This window comes from Ruegeria sp. H7 (genome assembly GCF_056532945.1).
This window is the reverse complement of record NZ_JBQFNZ010000001.1, coordinates 643,810-662,269: the sequence shown is the minus strand read 5'-3', so window position 1 is coordinate 662,269 and position 18,460 is coordinate 643,810. Positions and strand designations below refer to the sequence as shown.

Genomic DNA, 18,460 nt, shown 5'->3' with positions numbered 1-18,460 from the left:
CGCCATGGATCCTACGCGCGCGGATCGTGACCTTGCGAAGACATTTGACGACATTGAACACCTAGATCGCCTCGGCTGTCTTGACCGATGGCGGGAAGTGTTCGGTCGGTCGCCGCCAAAATACCTGTCCCCGCAGTTCATGAAACGGGTACTAATCTGGGAACTACAGAACCGGGAATTGGGAGGGTTGTCTGCGAAGACAGAACGCCGATTGCAGAATATCGCGTTGGGAAAAACGCCGCCTCCTAGTCTGAAGCCGGGTTCACATCTAGTGCGGGAATGGAACGGACGCACCTATCAGATTGAAGTGGTTGATCGCGGGTTCGTCATGGACGGCAAAACATGGCGTTCCCTGTCCGCCATAGCAAAGCACATCACCGGAGCGCACTGGTCCGGGCCGCGCTTCTTCGGGGTTCAGTGATGCGACGCATCCGCTGCGCCATTTACACTCGGAAAAGCTCGGAGGAGGGGCTGGAGCAGGATTTCAACTCACTCGATGCCCAGCGGGAAGCCTGTGAAGCATACATCGCGAGCCAGAAGCATGAGGGCTGGGAATTATTGCCGGATCACTATGACGATGGCGGTATCTCGGGCGGTCATCTTGACCGCCCGGCGTTGCAGCGGCTGATGCAGGCTGTTGACCAGAAACGCGTGGATCAGATTGTTGTCTACAAGATTGACCGGCTGACGCGCTCGCTGGCTGATTTTGCAAAGCTGGTCGAACGCCTCGACGCGGCCGACGCATCGTTTGTGTCCGTTACCCAGTCCTTTAATACGTCGACCAGTATGGGTCGCCTGACACTCAACGTGCTGCTCAGCTTCGCTCAGTTCGAACGGGAAGTCACCGCTGAGCGTATCCGGGATAAAATTGCTGCCTCAAAACGCAAGGGTCTTTGGATGGGCGGGAACGTTCCACTTGGGTATCAGGCTGACGGCCGGACGCTCAAAATCGACGAAGAAGAAGCTGAGATCATCAGGACGCTCTACGATCTCTATCTGGAGCATCAGACCATTCTTGACGTGAAAGAGCAGGCGGAAGCACTGGGTCTCCGGTCGCGCCGCCGGGAACGTTCTGGCGGACGCGTGACAGGTGGTACGTTCTTCGATCGCGGATACATCCATCATCTGATCAGCAACCCAATCTATGCTGGCCACATCCGACACAAGGGTCGGGTTTATGAGGGGCAGCATCCTGCCATCATCAACCCGGCGGTGTGGGAGCGGGTGCAGCAGCTGCTGAAAGATGGCGCAGTAAGGGAGCGCGGCGTTAAGCAGAAAGCAAAGCGATCAGCACTGGCCGGAAAGCTCTATGATGAGACCGGAGATCGGCTGACGCCCAGCCATAGTCGCAAAAATGGAAAGCTGTTGCGGTACTATATCTCTGGTCGTCTTGTGACGGATCGCAGTCAGAAGTTTCCCGATACGTGGCGACTGCCTGCAGAACAGCTTGAGAACCTCCTGGCTGAAGTGGTTAGACAACACCTAAGCCGACCGAACGCTGTGACATCAATGCTACAGGATATGTCTGCGGCCGAAATTGCTTCAGCAGCGGAGCATCTCAGAAATTGCCAGTCCGTCAGGAAATGCCTCGACCTGATTGCGCGGGCAGACATACGACAGGGGTCGCTGAGTCTGCAGCTGGATCTACAGGCACTGGCCCGGATGATCGAGTGCAGAGCGGATCAGGTCAATGCCGAAGAACTAACAATTGAAGCTCCATTCCAGATGCGCCGCAGAGGCGTGGAACTGAAATTGCACTTGGGCGATCCGCCTCCTGAGATCGATCAGACACTTGTCCGCAACATAATCAAGGCGCGCCAATTGTTGGCGATGATTATTGACGGCAGAACGTTTTCTGAGATTGCTGAAGAAGAGGGCATTTCCAAACGCCGCGTTCAGGATGTGGTCGATCTGGCCATGCTAGCGCCTGATGTTCTGGATGCCATCGCTGCAGGCGAGCAACCTGACGGCCTGACCACGGATTACCTAATCAAGTCCGGCTTCCCAGCGATCTGGTCAGAACAGCGCCAGCAGTTCGCTGCGCTCTGATCTACAGACTCTCCCAAAGTCACCAAACTCGTACCGCCGGAACCGCGTACTGAGACTGCGGCCCGAAATCGGCTATTGTTGTGCTCACGTTCGCGTCTCAGCTCGAATCGTCAAAAACTAAGTCCCTGAAAATTAGCCACAATCGGCAACCAATTATTCAGTGTGTGATTTAATGGAAAATCATGGCTGGGGTGGTAGGATTCGAACCTACGATACACGGTACCAAAATGCAATTATCGCTTACTTTGTGTCACAATTTCTTGCAATTTTTACTTTAAGTACAAGTTGTTAGCTGACCCAAGGTGCAGAGGTGTGCATATTTGCTTGCATTTTTTTGGACTGAGTCATGTTTCTCTTACAATGCACATCACAATCCATCACACGACATCGATTGCTGTGGTAAATTACCACAGTTATTAGCTTTGGAGTTTGGGCATACGCGCCGGTGAATTGAGTTTAGATGACCAAGAGTATCGATTACTGCATAGTTTGGACTTGCACATAAACTCACCCCGCATTTGAGCTGCGCGTAGTTCTGCATATGCTTTAGTGAGCCGTTTTCAAGCTGGATCAAAAAAAGTCGAAATTCAGCAAGAAAATTCAAACTGCCTTACCCTCAATCAAAGATTGAGGGTAAGGCAGTTTGGGTGAGAAGTCAATAACATAACATATTGAAAAATAATGCGTCACAATAGACTTCAGCAGCGTATTGCTGCGAAGATACCCTCTTGCAGCAATCGTTTGTTAACCTCATTTTGATCGTATGGAAGAGGTGATTGTGCAAATACGGGCCCGACAAGCGGCCATACAAAGTGAGGTCGATGACCTCAACGACGAGGCGCGCTTGTGGAAGCTCACCGAGTCACTTCAATTCAATCGCCACCTTCTCATTCCGGGTGACGCAGTAAACAAGCGAACGGCTCATAAGTTTGCAGTGCTTGGTCAACTGGCGAGTTTCTTGACCAAAAATGCATTCTATCGTGAAAGTGGGGCGTCGGCCTCCGATATCTATCGGCAGATTTCGCGCCATTTCCCGTCAATGTCACCGAGCACATTCCGTAGCCAGCTTACACGATTCAAAAGCGAAGGACGGCTGGTCTACGATGATAAGAAAGGAACCTGGAACTTGGCTAAGCGAGAGGAGGTAGAGCGAAAGTAGATTAGCGGACGGGAGGCCGGTCCAAGTTTGGCGACTACAAGCCGGCCCCCGCCTTAATTGTAACACTCGGTATGCCGAGCGCTGTCTTCAATTTGCCATTTAAGACGTTAATGTCAAGTTGATGTGGCGATCAGCATGCAGTCAGCCAAAGGATGCTGAACATGCAAATCTTAAACTATGACACGGAGTCCACTGGGCTCGAAAAGCCGTTTGAAGCGCCGCTGCAGTTCGCAGCAAAAGTCTATGATCAGACGGGAACAGAACTATCTGCCATAAACCTAAGAGGCCGCCCGCCAAGGCACGTTTTGCCAAGCCCCGCTGCACTTGTTGTCACCGGTCAGAAGATCAGTTCGGTGATGGGGCAGGCCAATAGCGCTTACACCCTTGCTCGTGAGATTCATGCATTCTTCGAGCAATACTCTCCTGCCGTAGTCACTGGGTATAACATCATCGGGTACGATGAGGAGATTCTCCGGCATACTTTCTACGCAAACCTGTTGCAGCCGTACGTGACGCAGTTCGGCGGGAATGATCGTCTAGACATTCTCCCAGTTATTAAGGCTGCGGCGATTTGTGATCCAGATGCATACAATTTGCCTATCAATGAGAAAGGGAAGCGGTCGTTTAAGCTCGAACACTTAGCTCCTGCGTTCGGGTTTGCGAACCATGATGCCCATGATGCATTGGGGGATGTGGATGCCACCATGCATGTAGCGAATACGATCCGTGCGCGTTCACCAGAACTCTGGCGTGCCACACACAGCATTCGTTCAAAGAACGCAGTCGACGAATTGCTTTCTTCGGGCCAACCAGTCGTGAAATTGGACTGGAACCATCGAGGCGATAGAGCAATGATCCGGGTCCTCATGCCAATCTGCCGCGACGCAGAGGTCTTCACAAAATGGTGGTGCGTGAACCTCGCAGCCGACCCGCAGAAAGTAATCAGCGTTCCCCCTGATCGACTTGTCCGCTCATTCAAGTCGTCGGGAGGTGTGACCCCGATTGTAGGTGTTTCTACAAATAAGATGCCCCTTGTGTTTTCCTTAGGTGACCCCGCCGTATCGCGGTTAGATATCGAGTACGACAGTGGGTTTGCGGATAGGCTGCGATTGGATGCTTCGTTGGCTTCATCCATTTGCGCAGCAAGCCAGATTATACGCGATGGCTATGATGATAGAGTCCACGTACAAGACCAGTTGTACTCTGGTGGATTTTTCCCGACGGCCGGTGACCGTCCGCTTTTTGAGGCATTTCACAGAGCCGAGCGATCGCAAAAGTGGGAAATCGTTTGTTCCTTCCAAGACCCTCGTGCTCAAGAGCTGGGAAGACTGCTGATGGGTTCAGAGTGGCCCACAGGGTTGCCGAAGGCTGAACGCACCGCATACCTTGACGAATTACAATCCCGAATGATGGCTTCTGACATGCCGTGGATGTCGATCCCTAGAGCGCTTGAAGAAATTCAAGCCTTGCGACCTGCCGTCGGTGATACAGCCGACATCTTGGATGAGTATGAAGCCTATCTGCGGGCATGGTCATCGCGCGGGGCGAGTTTCGCAGCAGCGTAGTTTCAATCATCGGATGAGGCTTCTCGTGGAAACCTGTGAGAAGCCTCCTTCACCTCGGCTGAAACCCGCCAACAAACCTCTTGGTGGGGGGAATCAATACCGGCTGGGGCGGTACTTAGTTAATGGGGCTAGTGCTAGTTTTCTATTGCAAAAGAGCTCTGAGGTGCTCTGAACATCCGCTTGAAGCAAAGATCAGCGCTTTGGTGTCAGCTACGCTTACTCGGATGCCCAAGGAAATGCGAAGCCCAGAGCGCCCATTTCTTGTATTTTATTATACTTTTCAAAAATTTAATAGCCTTCAAACCTCCCATTTTCCCTCCAAATTGGGGGCTTCCAACACATAAGGAGGATACCCATGGCTGGCTTGTATAGACGAAAGTTAGGAGAAAGAACTGTTTACCGGGTAGTCGGCAAATATACAGCGGGCAAGAGGAAGGAAAAGACGTTTCGATCTCTGAGCGAAGCGAAGAAATGTCTAGCATCGTTGATCAGAGCTGAGGGGCGCGGAGAACACTGGGTCGAACAAAAGAGTTTCGGTGAGCTGGCGGACGAGTACATGAAAGCATCCGCTGTTGGTCGTGATGGCAAACGCCCCTTGGAAACTTCGACTCTCCATGGCTACCAACATAACCTAGATGTCTTCATTCTTCCGGAGATAGGCGAAATCCCTATCGGTGATTTGAACCGAGACACACTTATTGAACTGATTATCTTTTTGAAAAGGGAGTGTCATTCAATCAAGACTGCTGAGCACGTGTTGAATCTTGTAAAAGCAATCCTGAATTGGGGAGTGGACCGGGATTTGATTTCCAGCACTTTGCCCGCAATCTGAGTATCCAGCCAGATACTCGAGCGCCGCAGAGACCTCCGGGAACATTTTCGGACGACGAAATGCGAAGGATTTTTCTGAGCCTTCACCACCTTTGCAGCTTTGGGCGCTCGCACGAGGTGGTAAGATGGCGGGACTATGCTCCGCTGATCTTATTGCTTGCGACAACGGGCGTCAGAATATCGGAGGCGCTGGGTCTGAGATGGGAGGACTTTTCGCAAGGCTTTTCACACGTGTCGATATCTAGGCGTGTCGACATTTTGAGAAGGGGCATGACCCAAGCAGATCGAGTGGGTGATTTAAAGACTGTTAATGCCTATCGTAAACTGGCAATCGTGCCGGAATTAAGAGACCTCCTTAAATCGAAACTGTTGTCTAGCAGAAGCCCTTGGGTATTTGCGTCAAAGTCTGGACATCCAAAGCACTATCATTCGGTCCGCAACCACTGTTGGGTCCCGCTTCTTGAACACGCACGTGTTGGCCATCGTGGTTTCCACGCCTTGAGGCACTACGTTGCATCATCCGTGATGTTGGAGGGAAAGTACCTAGAGGCATTCAAGATGCTCGGGCATCACAATGCGAGTTTTACGATGTCACAGTACGGTCACGTGATTGATGATGGTTCTGACAGATTCGGTGAAATATCCTGCAGTTTGTTGGAGAAGTATAAGACCAAGGCTTTCGAAGCGATAATTTGAAAGATGCGCTCGCTGTAAGAAGGATAGCGGAACCGTGATCCGCTATCCATTTTCAAGCGCAGAACTTCAGTTGGCCTTGGCAGAATTTGGGTGTTTCAATGTGCTGCACGCGAGAATCTACCACAAAAAACGTGGTAAATGGCACCAGAAAGAAGCTTTTCACCAGATCAATAATCTGGCTAAGAATTTGATTTTTAAAGATTATTTTGGCTGGGGTGGTAGGATTCGAACCTACGATACACGGTACCAAAAACCGCTGCCTTACCACTTGGCTACACCCCAACGGTGAGCGGCTATCTACGATTGTTGTTGGCGGGGTTCAAGGGCTTTTGGGTAAAAAATGCGACTGCCTTGGAAAAATATTTTTGGCCGGTCGTCAGGTGGTTTTCAACAGCACTGCGCCGTTGCGATTGCCGGTTTGGACAAGGTCATGGGCGGATGCGCAATCCTGTAGCGGCAGGATCGTTTCAACCGGGCAAATCAAGCTGCCATCTTCCAATGCTGCATGCAGCCGATTGATCGCCGCAGATCGCGGTGCAGGCGGCAGAAGGTAGATCAGGATAAGCTCAAGCGTCACAGCTTTGAACATCAGGGGGTAAAAGGGCAGGGTGGGGGACATCTCCTGCGCAGAGCCGAACGCGTTGATACGTCCATTCTCGGCGATCACGGCAGTATTTGTTTCAACATTCCGGCCAAATTCAACATCGACGATTCGGTTGATCGGAACGCCATCATTGGCGGCAAGGATTTGCTGGGCCAGATCAGGATCGCTGTAGTCCAGTACCGTTTCCGCTCCGGCCTGTCGCACGCGCTCATGGTTGCGAGGGTGTGCAGTGCTAATGACCCGGGCGCCTGCCCATTTCGCCAGTTGGACGGCCAGATAACCGACCGTGCCTGCTCCGCCGTGGATCAAAATGGTTTGGCGTTCAATTTCACCGCCTGAAAAGACAGCGTGGCTGGCCGTCAGGCCCGGAATGCCCAGAACCGCCCCGGTTTCCAGGGAGACGGCGTCAGGAAGGGCAACCGCCTGATCCGAGGGCAGTGTGATTTGGGTGGCCGCTGTTCCCAAGGCGCGATTCCACTGGCCATTCCATATCCAGACGCGCTGACCCAGCCGCGATTTTGGAACGCCTTCTCCAACGGCAGAGATTACACCGGACCCGTCGCTGTGGGGGACGATCGCCGGGAACGCTGGTTTCGTGACCCCGGGTCTGGATCCGGCACGCGCTTTGACGTCCGAGGGGTTCACACCGGAAAAGGCCAGATCAACGGTCACGTCGCCTGGGGCCGGAGGCACGTCGGGAAGGTCTTGCAGTTTCAGAACGTCTGACGCATCGCCGAATGCTGAATATGTGATGGCTTTCATGGTGTCCCCTCGGCCCTGTCAGGTCAATTTAGCTGCGTCGCGGGGCATTGCCAGAGATTCGAACCTCGGTCGCGCCCGAACGATTGCGCGGTGCAGCCAGCACAAGGCGGTGGCTCTTACTCGCGGATTTCGGAGGGTTCGACGCCCCAGAGGTTGGATTTCAAGGTCCAGCCGCGATAGCCGCCTGCGGATATACGGCACCAATCCAATGAGCAGGTGCCAAGGCGGGCGACGACTCCGGTTTCGAAATGCGCATTGATCTGAGAATTTGGGTCAGGGCGGGCGTAGACGGGCAACATATCGGATTCGATCAGAACGGTCCGAACACCTGACAGCAACGCGTAATGGACCCAGCCGCCTGCTCCGTCACGGTCCTGTACCTTGCGCCAGTTGCCATACTCTGCCGTGATCTGCAGCGGCATGCCCCGACGTTTGAACACCCAGTCGATTCGATGGGTCAGGGACGGGCCGCGCCGCACATTCCCCTCGGCCGCTTTCATCGAGACATAGCGGGGCAGGGGCAGATTCGTGACAGGGCCGCGCGCCTCTTGCGTCGCGGCGGCGATTGGGCCGAACGCCATAAGAACCACGGTAAGGATCGCCAAACAGCGGCGTTTCACCGGTAGAAGACCACTCACTGACTGTCTGCTCTTGTGCCTGTTGATCTGCTTTCGAAAAAAGGTCGACTCAATGCCTTAGGGGTTCTTGTGCCCCGCCTTATCCTGCGCCACGATGCCATGGAGCGCGCGCGTTTGCAAAGCGATGGGAGGGCTGAGGTGCCAAGAGAACGTCTGAGTGTTGTTGTAACGCGACGGTTGCCCGAGGCAGTGGAAACGCGGTTGAGCGAGTTGTTCGATGTTCGCCTGCGCGAGGATGACGCGCCCATGACACGCGAAGAACTGGTCGCGGCGGTGCAAGAGGCCGATGTGCTGGTACCCACAGTGACCGACACAATTGACGGTGGATTGTTGGGGCAGGCGGGTGAGAACCTGCGTCTGATCGCAAACTATGGCGCGGGTGTCGATAATATCGACGTGGCCACAGCCCGGCAGCGCGGCATTCTGGTGTCGAACACGCCGGGTGTGCTGACCGACGATACGGCCGACATGACCATGGGCCTTATTCTGGCGGTTACGCGCCGCATTCCCGAAGGGTTGGCCGTGATGCAGCAGGGCGATTGGGCCGGGTGGGCACCCACAGCATTGCTGGGTGGCCGGATCGGTGGTCGACGTCTGGGCATTCTGGGCATGGGCCGGATTGGGCAGGCCGTTGCCCGCCGTGCCAGCGCCTTTGGCATGCAGGTGCATTATCACAATCGCCGCCGCCTGCGCCCCGAGACCGAGGAAGAGCTTGAGGCGACCTATTGGGAAAGCCTGGATCAGATGGTGGCGCGCATGGATGTGATCTCGGTCAATTGTCCGTCAACGCCATCGACCTTTCACCTGATGAATGCGCGACGGTTGAAGCTGATGAAGCCCTCGGCAGTGCTTGTGAACACGTCGCGGGGTGAGGTGGTGGACGAGAACGCCCTGACCCGCCTGATCCGCGCGGGTGAGATCGCCGGGGCCGGGCTGGATGTTTATGAACACGGCACCAATGTGAACCCGCGCCTGCGGCAATTGCCGAACGTTGTGCTTCTGCCGCATATGGGGTCGGCCACGTTGGAAGGGCGGATCGAGATGGGCGAGAAGGTGATCATCAACATCAAGACGTTTGAGGATGGCCACCGCCCGCCGGATCAGGTTGTGCCCGCTATGCTATAGCGCATTGGGAAAGGACTGTGATGGAGGTTTATCGGGCCGGATGCCGCTGTGGCAGCGTGCGCGTAACGGCAAATGGGCCTCCGTCGCGGGTTGGGATGTGCCACTGCCTTGACTGTCGTAAGCATCACGGAGCGTTGTTTTATGCCGCTGCCATCTTTCCCAGGGACGCGGTTGAGATCAGCGGAGAGGTCCGCAGCTATGCGGGGCGGTCATTTTGTCCGATCTGCGGTTCGCCGGTATTTGCCCAAACCGGAGAAGAGGTCGAGGTTCATTTGGGCAGTTTTGACCAACCCGACCAATTGAAACCGACATATGAATGCTGGACAATCCGGCGGGAAGGCTGGCTGCCCGAATTTGAGGGCATGCAACGATACGATCGGGACCGCGCAGATTAGGTGATGAACGGTGTGGCGGAACTCTGCCGTCGTTCGGTTCTGTATCAACCGATGGTTGCGGTGTTGCGGTGGCCCGTACAGTGTTGAAAGCAATAGTTGAATTGGAGGATACGATGCGTTCCGGTTATATTTCAGGTCTCATACTGTCTGCGATCACGTTTGCTGCCCCGGCTATTGCGCAGGAAACCGCAGATGCGGTTGCGCCCGAAGGGGCAACGGAAGGTCAGGTTCAGGCCCTCACCGAAGAAGTGGTTGCCGCGCTTGAGGCGAAGGCCGCAGGCGTGCCGGTGCAATCCGACAACTGGATGGTCGCCGCCGCCAATCCGCTGGCCGTCGAAGCCGGGGCGCGGGTGCTGCGCGCAGGCGGCTCGGCTGCGGATGCGATGGTTGCTGTTCAGGTTGTTCTGGGGCTGGTCGAGCCGCAATCCTCGGGTCTTGGGGGCGGGGCATTTCTGGTTTGGTACGATGCCGCCACAGGAGAATTGAACACGCTGGACGGGCGCGAAACGGCCCCACTGGAGGCGACGCCGCGGCTGTTTCACGACGAAAACGGTGAACCGCTGAAATTCTTCGACGCTGTAGTTGGCGGGCTGTCGGTGGGTACTCCGGGAACGCCCGCGCTGTTGGAAGAGGCGCACCGCCGCTGGGGCCGGTCGCCATGGCCCGGCCTGTTCACAGATGGTATCCGGCTGGCCGAGGACGGCTTCCTTGTGTCGCCGCGCCTCGCCACGCTGGTCGAGAATGATGCCGAACGGCTTTCCCGCTTTCCGGCAACGGCCGAGTATTTCCTGCCCGGCGGAGAACCCTTGCAACAAGGGCAGCGATTGGTGAACCCCGACTATGCAGAGACGTTGCGGACACTGGCGGCCGATGGGGCTGCGGGGTTTTATGGCGGTGATATCGCTGCGGGCATCGTCAACACCGTTCGGACCGCTCCGGGCAATCCGGGCGTTCTGTCGGGCATTGACCTTGCGCTGTATCAGGTGATCGAGCGTGAGCCGGTCTGCGCGGCATACCGGTCGTTTGACGTATGCGGTATGGGGCCCCCTTCATCGGGCGCGCTGACGGTTGGTCAGATTCTGGGCAAGCTGGACAATTTCGACCTGTCCGCCATGGGGCCGGACAGCATGGAAGCCTGGCGTTTGATCGGAGACGCCTCGCGCCTCGCCTTTGCGGACCGGGGGCGGTACATGGCGGATAGTGATTATGTCCCCATGCCGACCAATGGGCTGGTGGATCCGGACTACCTGTCGGAACGCGCTGCCTTGCTGAACACCGAAAGCGCGCTGACCGAGGTCGCGCCCGGCAATCCCGAATTCGACCACGCGTTGAACTGGGCCGATGATGCCTCGCTGGAACTGCCTTCGACCTCGCATATTTCGATTGTGGACGGCTATGGCAATGTCCTGTCGATGACCACGACCATCGAAAACGGCTTTGGCTCGCGCCTCATGACCAACGGGTTTCTGTTGAACAACGAATTGACGGATTTCTCGTTCAAGACCCATTCGGACGGAGTACCCATTGCCAACCGGCTGGAGCCTGGCAAACGTCCCCGCTCGTCGATGAGCCCGACGATTGTGATGCTGGACGGCGCGCCGGTTCTGGCCATTGGATCGCCCGGTGGCAGCCGTATCATTGGCTACGTGGCCAAGTCGATCATCGCCTGGGCGGATTGGGGCATGGATGTGCAGCAGGCCGTCTCGCTGCCGCATCTGGTAAACCGGTTCGGCACCTATGACGTTGAACTGGGGACCACCGCCGAAGGTTATGTCGATGCCCTGACCGAGCTTGGGTTCGAGGTGAACCCCCGCGACCTGACCTCGGGCCTGCACGCCATCGAAATTCGCGACGGGCTGAGCGGTGGCGCGGACCCTCGGCGCGAAGGCATCGCGCTGGGCGAATAGGTCTTGGGACTTGTCCCGCGTTGCCGGGCCTTTTAGTCATGAACTGAAAGGCCCGGCACCCTGTCGGGCAGGGGAGAACCAAGATGGTGCAGGCAACCGCGCTGCCCCGCAATGACGCGGGTATTGAAACGGCGATTAGAATTCTGAAACAGCGCTTTGGCGACCGGCTTCAAACCAGCGCCGCGATCCGGGAACAGCATGGTCACACCACGACGTGGATCGCGAACCAAAGCCCCGATGCCGTCGTCTTTCCGCAGACGACCAGCGAGGTCGCCGACATCGTAAAAACCTGCGCGGCCCACAAGGTTCCGGTGATTGCCTTCGGCACCGGCACCTCGCTTGAGGGGCACGTCAATGCGCCAGCCGGTGGGGTTTGCGTTGATCTGATGCAGATGAACAGGGTGCTGGCGGTAAATGCCAGCGATCTGGATTGTGTCGTGCAACCCGGCGTCACCCGAGAGGACCTGAACACCCATCTGCGCGATCAGGGCTTGTTCTTTCCCATCGATCCGGGGGCCAACGCTTCGCTGGGTGGAATGGCCGCAACGCGGGCCTCGGGCACCAATGCCGTGCGATACGGGACCATGCGCGACAACGTGCTGAGCCTTGAGGCCGTGATGCCAGACGGGCAGGTGATCCGAACCGGGAACCGCGCCAAGAAGTCTTCGGCCGGCTACGATCTGGCCCGGCTGCTGATCGGGGCCGAGGGGACGCTGGGCATTATTACGGAACTGACGCTGCGGTTGCACGGGATACCCGAGGCGATCAGCTCGGCCCGCTGTTCTTTCCCAACCGTCGATGCCGCGTGTCAGGCGGTGATGATGACAATCCAATACGGCATCCCGGTCGCGCGGATTGAACTGCTGGATGAGATGTCGGTTCGGGCCGCGAACGCCTATTCTGGCCTGACGTTGCCCGAAACTCCGCTGTTGCTGCTGGAATTCCACGGGTCCGAGAATGGCGCGGCGGAACAGGCCGCAACCTTTGGTGAGATCGCCGCTGAATTCGGGGGTGCCGATTTCGCTGCGACCTCGACCACCGAAGAACGCAACAAGCTTTGGCAGGCGCGTCATGATATGTATTGGGCCTGCCTGCAATTGCGCCCCGGCGCACAGGGCATATCGACGGATGTCTGCGTTCCGATCTCGCGCTTGGCCGAAGCGGTTGGTGCCGCGCAGGGCAAAGCCGCCGAACTGGACCTGATCGCGCCGATTGTAGGGCATGTGGGCGATGGGAACTTCCACACGTTACCCCTGATCGATATGGACAACAAAGATGAGGTTGCCAGGGCCGATCAGTTCGTTGGCTGGCTGAACGATCTGGCAATCTCGATGGATGGAACCTGCACGGGTGAGCACGGAATTGGTCAGGGAAAGCGCCCTTATCTGGTCAAGGAACTTGGCGCTGCGACCCGGTACATGGCCACGATCAAGGCTGCGTTGGATCCGGACAATATCATGAACCCGGGAAAGATCGTTCCGGACCAATAGCCCGCTGTATCGCGGGGCCATATTCGCTGTCTCACTGCGACTTTTTAGGACACTGATTCAGCCTGCGGGTCGTTTTTTTCTTATCACCGGTCGGATGAATGTCGCGCCGCGCCCTGGATTTGCGCCATATGGGTGCAACTGAATTCAAGGGGAGACGCCCGGTTATGAAAACCCAAGTCAAAGCACTGGTTGTTGGCGGCGGTGCCGTCGGCACCTCGATTGCCTATCATCTGGCCAAAGCGGGCTGGGACGATGTGATGCTGATCGAACGGGATGAGCTGACCTCGGGCTCGACCTGGCACGCGGCGGGCCTGCTGCCGCTGTTCAATATGTCCTACGCGACGACCCATATCCACAAATACTCGGTCGATTTCTATAAACAGCTTGAGGAAGAGACCGGCCTGAACGCAGGCTTTGCCGTGGTCGGCAACCTGCGCATGGCGCAGACGCAGGAGCGTATGGATGAATACATGCTCTATGCCTCGACTGCCGAGACCTGCGATGTCGCTTATGAATGGCTGACGCCCGAACAGATCAAGGACCGCTGGCCGCTGATCGAGACCTCGGATCTGAAAGGCGCGATTTATCACACCGAAGACGGCTATATTAACCCGGCCGACGTGACGCAGGCCATGGCCAAGGGCGCGCGCCAGCGCGGCGTGGACATCGTACGCAAGATGCAGGCCGATGCCTTCCACTGGAACGGCACCCATTGGGAAGTCACCTGCACCAAGATGATCGAAAAAGGTGGTAACCTTATCCCGTCCGATGAGCAGGTGGTGATCACCGCCGAGCATGTGGTGACCGCATCAGGCAACCACGCGCAGCGCACCGCCAAGATGCTGGGCATCAAGATGCCCGCGATCCCGGTCGAGCACACGTTCATCGTCATGGACAAGGACCCCGAACTGGTCAAATGGCGCGAAGCGGGCAACCCCGAGCATCCCGTTGTCCGCGACGCCGACAACGAATCCTACGCGCGTGAGGAACGCGGCGGCTGGATTCTGGGCATCTACGAACATGGCGCGCCCGCACAGTTCGAACATGGCGTGCCCGACAGCTTCCGCGCCGACCTGTTCCCGCTGGATCTGGACCGGATCGCCGATCAGTACATGGCCATGGCCGAGCGCGTCCCCTCCTGCGCCGAATCCGGTCTGAAAGACGATTTCAACGGCCCGATCTGCTACACCCCTGACGGCAACCCGCTGGTCGGTCCGGCTCCGGGCCTGCGCAATATGTGGCTGGCTGAAGGTTTCTCGTTTGGTATCACCGCTGCGGGTGGCACCGGCTATTACCTGGCGCAGATGATGGTCGATGGCGAAGCCGAGATCGACATGGCCTCGCTGGACCCCAAGCGGTACTCGTCCAACTGGATGACCACCGAATTCGCAGCCCGCAAGAACGAGGAATGCTACGAACACGTCTACATCCTGCACCACCCGGATGAAGAGCGTGAGGCTTGCCGTCCGCTGCGCACCGTCCCTGCGTATGACCGCCAAAAGGCACGCGGCGCGCAATTCGGCTGGGTCAATGGCTGGGAACGTCCCAACTACTTTGGCCCGCTGGACGCGGCGGACAATTTCGACAAGGAAAGCCGCTCGTTCCGCCGTGGCGGCTGGTGGCAATATGCCGTCGAAGAAGCCAAGGCGATCCGCGAAGGCGTCGGCCTGATCGATGCCTCGGCCTTCACCAAGCATGTCGTCAAAGGCCCCGGTGCGACCGCGTTCCTTGACTGGTTCACCTGCAACAAGCTGCCCAAGGTTGGTCGTATCAACCTGACCTACGCGCTGACCTCGCATGGCACCACCCGCACCGAATACACCATCGTCCGCAATGGCGAGAACAACTATTACATCGTCTCTGCCGGTGCCTGGACCGAGTATGACGCCGACTACCTGCGCAAGGCGGCCGAGGACAAGATGGAGGAGTTCGGCTATATCGAAATCCAGGACGTGACCACCCAGTGGGGCGTCTTTGCCATCGCCGGACCTAAGTCGCGTGACGTTCTGAAAGAGATCATCAAGGACGCCGACCCGGACACTGCGTTGTCCAACAAGCGCTTCCCGTGGCTGTCGGCGCGCCAGATCGAACTGGGCATGTGCCCGGTCAACGCGATCCGCGTGGCCTATACCGGTGAGTTGGGCTGGGAACTGCACCACCCGATCGAGATGCAGAACTACCTGTTCGACCTGCTGGAAAAAGCCGGTGAGAAACACGGCATGAAACTGGTCGGCGCCCGCGCCCAGAACTGGCTGCGGCAAGAGAAATCCTATCGCGCTTTCGGCACTGAACTGGGCCGCGACGCGACCCCGCTCGAGGCCGACCTGCCGCGTTTTGTCGATCTGTCCAAGGATTTCCACGGCAAGGCCAAGCTGGAAGAAACCGGCGTGCGCGTGAAATGCTGCACGCTGCTGATCGACGGGCCGGACGATGCCGATCCGTGGGGCCGCGAGGCGCTCTATACGCCGGAAGGTGAGCGCGTGGGACGTCTGACCTCGGGTGGCTACTCGGTGGCGTTCGAAAAATCCATCGGTTTGGGATACGTGAAACCCGAACTGGCGGTCGAAGGCACCAAGCTGCAGGTCAATATGCAGGACAAACTGTGGGATGCGGTTGTCACTTGCGACAGCCCGTATGACCCGAAAAACGAGGTCATCCGCAAGGACGGCTAATGGGTCGCAATAAATGGGCCGCCTGCGGCGCCCCATGCCTCCGTCGGAGGTATTTTTGAACAAGAGAAGCGGGGGCTGGTCACAAGATTCAGCCCCTCTGCTTTTGGCGAGGGGGGCCTTCTCCTGTTACGGTCATCGGCGCCTCCGCCTGTACCGCAAAAACACTGTCGCCGATCAGAGTTAACGATCCGTTACTTCTTCTGTTCAAAAATACCTCCGCCGGAGGCAAGCCTGCGACAGCAGGCTTTTTGAACAAGGCCGGCTGACTTATGCCGTGGCAATGAAGGCCAGATTGTTTGCGGGCATTTCAACGGTTTCGACGCGCTTCATCCCCTTGGCAAACAGCATTGATCGAATGTCGGCATCGTTTTTGTAACCAATTTCGGGGTCCTGCAGGACAAGCGCCTCATGAAACCGTTTATCTCCGTCACTGGTCAACAGCCCGTCCCGTTTGAACGGGCCGTACAGAATAAAGCGCCCACCGGGTGAGAGCTTTTTTGCGGTTTCCGACACCAGAGTTTCCGCCTCTTCCCAACTGATCAGGTGCAGCAGATTAATCAGCACGATCAGGTCCTTCGGCGCGAATTGCTTGCTCCAACCCGCTTGCGTTGCGTTCAGTTCCAAAGCCGGCGCGATGTTGGGGTGATTGACTGCATATGCATCAATGCTGGCGCGGCGTTCGGGATCAATCTCTGTCGGCTGCCAGAACAGGTTGGGCAAACGCTCGGCAAAGGCGCAAACATGCTGGCCCGTGCCGCTGGCGATTTCGAGGGCGGAGCCGTCGGAGGGGGCCCATGCTTCCATAAGGTCACTCAGAACGTCTGCGTTCCGGGTGGCGGCGGGCGCGACCAGTTTGCCGTTTTCCGCCGGGGTGGCGACGCTGGCATTTGGCGGAGGGATGCGCTTGCTCATCTGTTCAATCGGTCCGGGGTTAGCATGTCGATGATGGTTTGATCAAATATCGGAGTGTTTCCGACAACAAGGTCTGCCAGAAACTGAGACGCGGCTGGTGCGCTTTGGAACCCGTACCCGCCCTGACCGGCGCACCAGATAAACGACCGTTCCAGCGGATCGGGACCCAGCACCAACGTCCCATCTAGCGCAAAGCTGCGCAGCCCGGCCCAGTTTGTCTCAACCCGCGTGACAGGTTCGGTCACCAAAGCCTCATACCGCGCCAGTCCTTCGGCCAGCACCATGTCATCCGCATAGGCGTCATGCGGGGCAACCGGTGTCGCGTCGGCCGGAGATACCAGCAGCTTGCCCGCATCCGGCTTGGCATACCAGCTTTCGCCTGTGCCCAGCATCATCGGCCAGCCCGAGACGTCATGCCCTCCTGGGGCCGGGATTCGCGCCATGGATCGGCGGCGCGGGGTGATGCCGATGGGCTGAACGCCAGCCAGTTGTGCAATCTCATCCGCCCATGCGCCTGCCGCGTTGATCAGGTGGCGGGCGTCGAATGCGTCTCCGGCCTCGACCCGCCAATGCGCCGCTTTGTGAATGGCTTTCACCTTTTGCTTTGTTAGCACGGCCCCGCCATTCCAGCGAATGGTGCGCGAGAAATCCTGCAGCAAGCGATCCGTGTCGATGTCAAACGCGGCTTCGCTGAGTGCGGCATAGCCAACACCTGCGGGATCAAGAATTGGTATCCGGGAAACTGCATCTTCGATCGACACCCTGCTCATGTCGAGACTGCTCAGGTCAGCATTGAAGGCTTCACGCTGATCTTTGGCTGCGACCAGCATCAGTCCACGGGGTGTAAGGTAGCCTCCGTTCTCAGTATGCAGAAACCGGGCGCTGGCTTTGTTCAGCTCTACCACCGATGGTGGGCCGTAATTCTGCTCGAACAGGGCGGCCGATCGACCGGATGCATGATACCCAACTGCATCTTCTGCCTCCAACACGGTTACGGACCCGTGCTGTGACAGCCGGGCGCCTGCGCTCAGCCCTGCAATGCCGCCGCCGATGATGAGGAAATCAATCATATCATGTGCTTTCATTTAGGCAGGTACCCCAAAGGGTTTCAGGTTTCATATCGGTGTCTGAGGTCCCTGTTCGTCTCGACAGTCGGTCCGTGGACTATAAGCAAGCTTGAATTTGTGCTTCAACCCGGTCAAAGAAGTAGCAAAACAAACAGGAGGGTAAGGTGACCGCAGCAGAGCTTCATCCAATGGCCACCGGGCATATTCCCAGATACGTCGTCGCAGCCGACGGAAGCGATTACCTTTTCTCCGCCATGGTCGTTTTCTTTGTGGTGCTTGTGGTGCTGATCGGTGTTGGCTACCTGACACTTCATTCGGTTCCCGAGAAAATGGCGCATGAAAACAACCATCCGCAGTTCCAGTTGGTGGGAATTCTGGCGCTGTTGGCCCTGTTCACGCATAACGGAATTTTCTGGATTGCGGCCATTCTGGTTGCCGGGTTCCAGTTCCCGGATTTTGCGACACCGATGAAGAACATTGCCGACGCTATACGATCTTTGGGTCGGTCACCTGTGCCAGAGACGCTACCCGAAGCGCCGCCCCCAGCCGCGCCGAGTGCGGACAAAACCGAAGCGCAGGAGCATTAAG

General features: G+C 57.1%; 15 protein-coding genes and 1 tRNA gene. 11 read left to right on the top strand and 5 right to left on the bottom strand.

Annotated elements, in window-relative coordinates; all coding sequences use genetic code 11:
* Positions 1-4: 4 nt before the first annotated feature.
* From ACR0AC_RS03115 to ACR0AC_RS03095, 5 genes are all read left to right on the top strand, one after another.
* Positions 5-421 carry a DUF2924 domain-containing protein gene (locus tag ACR0AC_RS03115; protein WP_170452282.1) on the top strand — a complete coding sequence of 139 codons (417 nt, stop codon included), beginning with the start codon at positions 5-7 and terminating at the stop codon, positions 419-421.
* Positions 421-2,049: a recombinase family protein gene (locus tag ACR0AC_RS03110; RefSeq protein ID WP_480871901.1), complete on the top strand. Its 1,629-nt coding sequence runs from the start codon at positions 421-423 to the stop codon at positions 2,047-2,049. Before ACR0AC_RS03115 ends, ACR0AC_RS03110 begins: the two co-directional genes overlap by 1 nt.
* A gap of 1,320 nt (positions 2,050-3,369) precedes the next feature.
* The gene (locus ACR0AC_RS03105; RefSeq protein ID WP_480871899.1) at positions 3,370-4,773 is read left to right on the top strand and encodes a hypothetical protein; all 1,404 of its coding nucleotides are present in this window, start codon (positions 3,370-3,372) and stop codon (positions 4,771-4,773) included.
* A gap of 355 nt (positions 4,774-5,128) precedes the next feature.
* Complete coding sequence (locus tag ACR0AC_RS03100; RefSeq protein ID WP_480871897.1) at positions 5,129-5,605, top strand: hypothetical protein; 477 nt, start codon at positions 5,129-5,131, stop codon at positions 5,603-5,605.
* Positions 5,606-5,664: 59 nt separating this feature from the next.
* Entirely contained in the window at positions 5,665-6,300 is a 636-nt protein-coding gene (locus ACR0AC_RS03095) for a tyrosine-type recombinase/integrase (protein WP_480871895.1), read from the top strand.
* A 207-nt stretch (positions 6,301-6,507) separates the two neighbouring features.
* On the opposite strand, the gene ACR0AC_RS03090 is transcribed toward ACR0AC_RS03095, so the two are convergent.
* The 3 genes from ACR0AC_RS03090 to ACR0AC_RS03080 form a co-directional block, all read right to left on the bottom strand.
* A tRNA-Gln gene (locus ACR0AC_RS03090) sits at positions 6,508-6,582 on the bottom strand.
* A 94-nt stretch (positions 6,583-6,676) separates the two neighbouring features.
* The gene (locus ACR0AC_RS03085) at positions 6,677-7,666 is read right to left on the bottom strand and encodes an NADPH:quinone reductase (RefSeq protein ID WP_480871893.1); all 990 of its coding nucleotides are present in this window, start codon (positions 7,664-7,666) and stop codon (positions 6,677-6,679) included.
* A gap of 116 nt (positions 7,667-7,782) precedes the next feature.
* Positions 7,783-8,247 carry an SH3 domain-containing protein gene (locus ACR0AC_RS03080; protein WP_170453126.1) on the bottom strand — a complete coding sequence of 155 codons (465 nt, stop codon included), beginning with the start codon at positions 8,245-8,247 and terminating at the stop codon, positions 7,783-7,785.
* A 195-nt stretch (positions 8,248-8,442) separates the two neighbouring features.
* Between ACR0AC_RS03080 and ACR0AC_RS03075 the strand changes: the two genes are divergently transcribed.
* The 5 genes from ACR0AC_RS03075 (at position 8,443) to ACR0AC_RS03055 (ending at position 15,893) form a co-directional block, all read left to right on the top strand.
* Positions 8,443-9,429, top strand: coding sequence for a 2-hydroxyacid dehydrogenase (locus tag ACR0AC_RS03075; RefSeq protein ID WP_170453125.1), 987 nt, complete (start codon positions 8,443-8,445; stop codon positions 9,427-9,429).
* A gap of 20 nt (positions 9,430-9,449) precedes the next feature.
* Entirely contained in the window at positions 9,450-9,824 is a 375-nt protein-coding gene (locus ACR0AC_RS03070; RefSeq protein WP_170452277.1) for a GFA family protein, read from the top strand.
* Positions 9,825-9,937: 113 nt separating this feature from the next.
* Positions 9,938-11,731, top strand: coding sequence for a gamma-glutamyltransferase (gene ggt, locus ACR0AC_RS03065; RefSeq protein ID WP_170452275.1), 1,794 nt, complete (start codon positions 9,938-9,940; stop codon positions 11,729-11,731).
* An 83-nt stretch (positions 11,732-11,814) separates the two neighbouring features.
* The gene (locus ACR0AC_RS03060) at positions 11,815-13,221 is read left to right on the top strand and encodes an FAD-binding oxidoreductase (RefSeq protein ID WP_480871890.1); all 1,407 of its coding nucleotides are present in this window, start codon (positions 11,815-11,817) and stop codon (positions 13,219-13,221) included.
* Between the two features lie 164 nt (positions 13,222-13,385).
* Positions 13,386-15,893: a GcvT family protein gene (locus tag ACR0AC_RS03055; RefSeq protein ID WP_480871888.1), complete on the top strand. Its 2,508-nt coding sequence runs from the start codon at positions 13,386-13,388 to the stop codon at positions 15,891-15,893.
* Between the two features lie 267 nt (positions 15,894-16,160).
* Here ACR0AC_RS03055 and ACR0AC_RS03050 read toward each other — a convergent pair whose 3' ends face one another.
* Both ACR0AC_RS03050 and ACR0AC_RS03045 read right to left on the bottom strand, forming a co-directional pair.
* On the bottom strand, positions 16,161-16,805 hold the full coding sequence (locus ACR0AC_RS03050; RefSeq protein WP_480871886.1) for a DUF938 domain-containing protein: 645 nt from the start codon (positions 16,803-16,805) through the stop codon (positions 16,161-16,163).
* Positions 16,802-17,875: an NAD(P)/FAD-dependent oxidoreductase gene (locus ACR0AC_RS03045; protein WP_480871884.1), complete on the bottom strand. Its 1,074-nt coding sequence runs from the start codon at positions 17,873-17,875 to the stop codon at positions 16,802-16,804. Before ACR0AC_RS03045 ends, ACR0AC_RS03050 begins: the two co-directional genes overlap by 4 nt.
* Before the next feature lie 185 nt (positions 17,876-18,060).
* On the opposite strand from ACR0AC_RS03045, the gene ACR0AC_RS03040 reads away from it, so the two are divergent.
* Entirely contained in the window at positions 18,061-18,459 is a 399-nt protein-coding gene (locus ACR0AC_RS03040) for a hypothetical protein (RefSeq protein ID WP_170453124.1), read from the top strand.
* Position 18,460 lies beyond the last annotated feature (1 nt).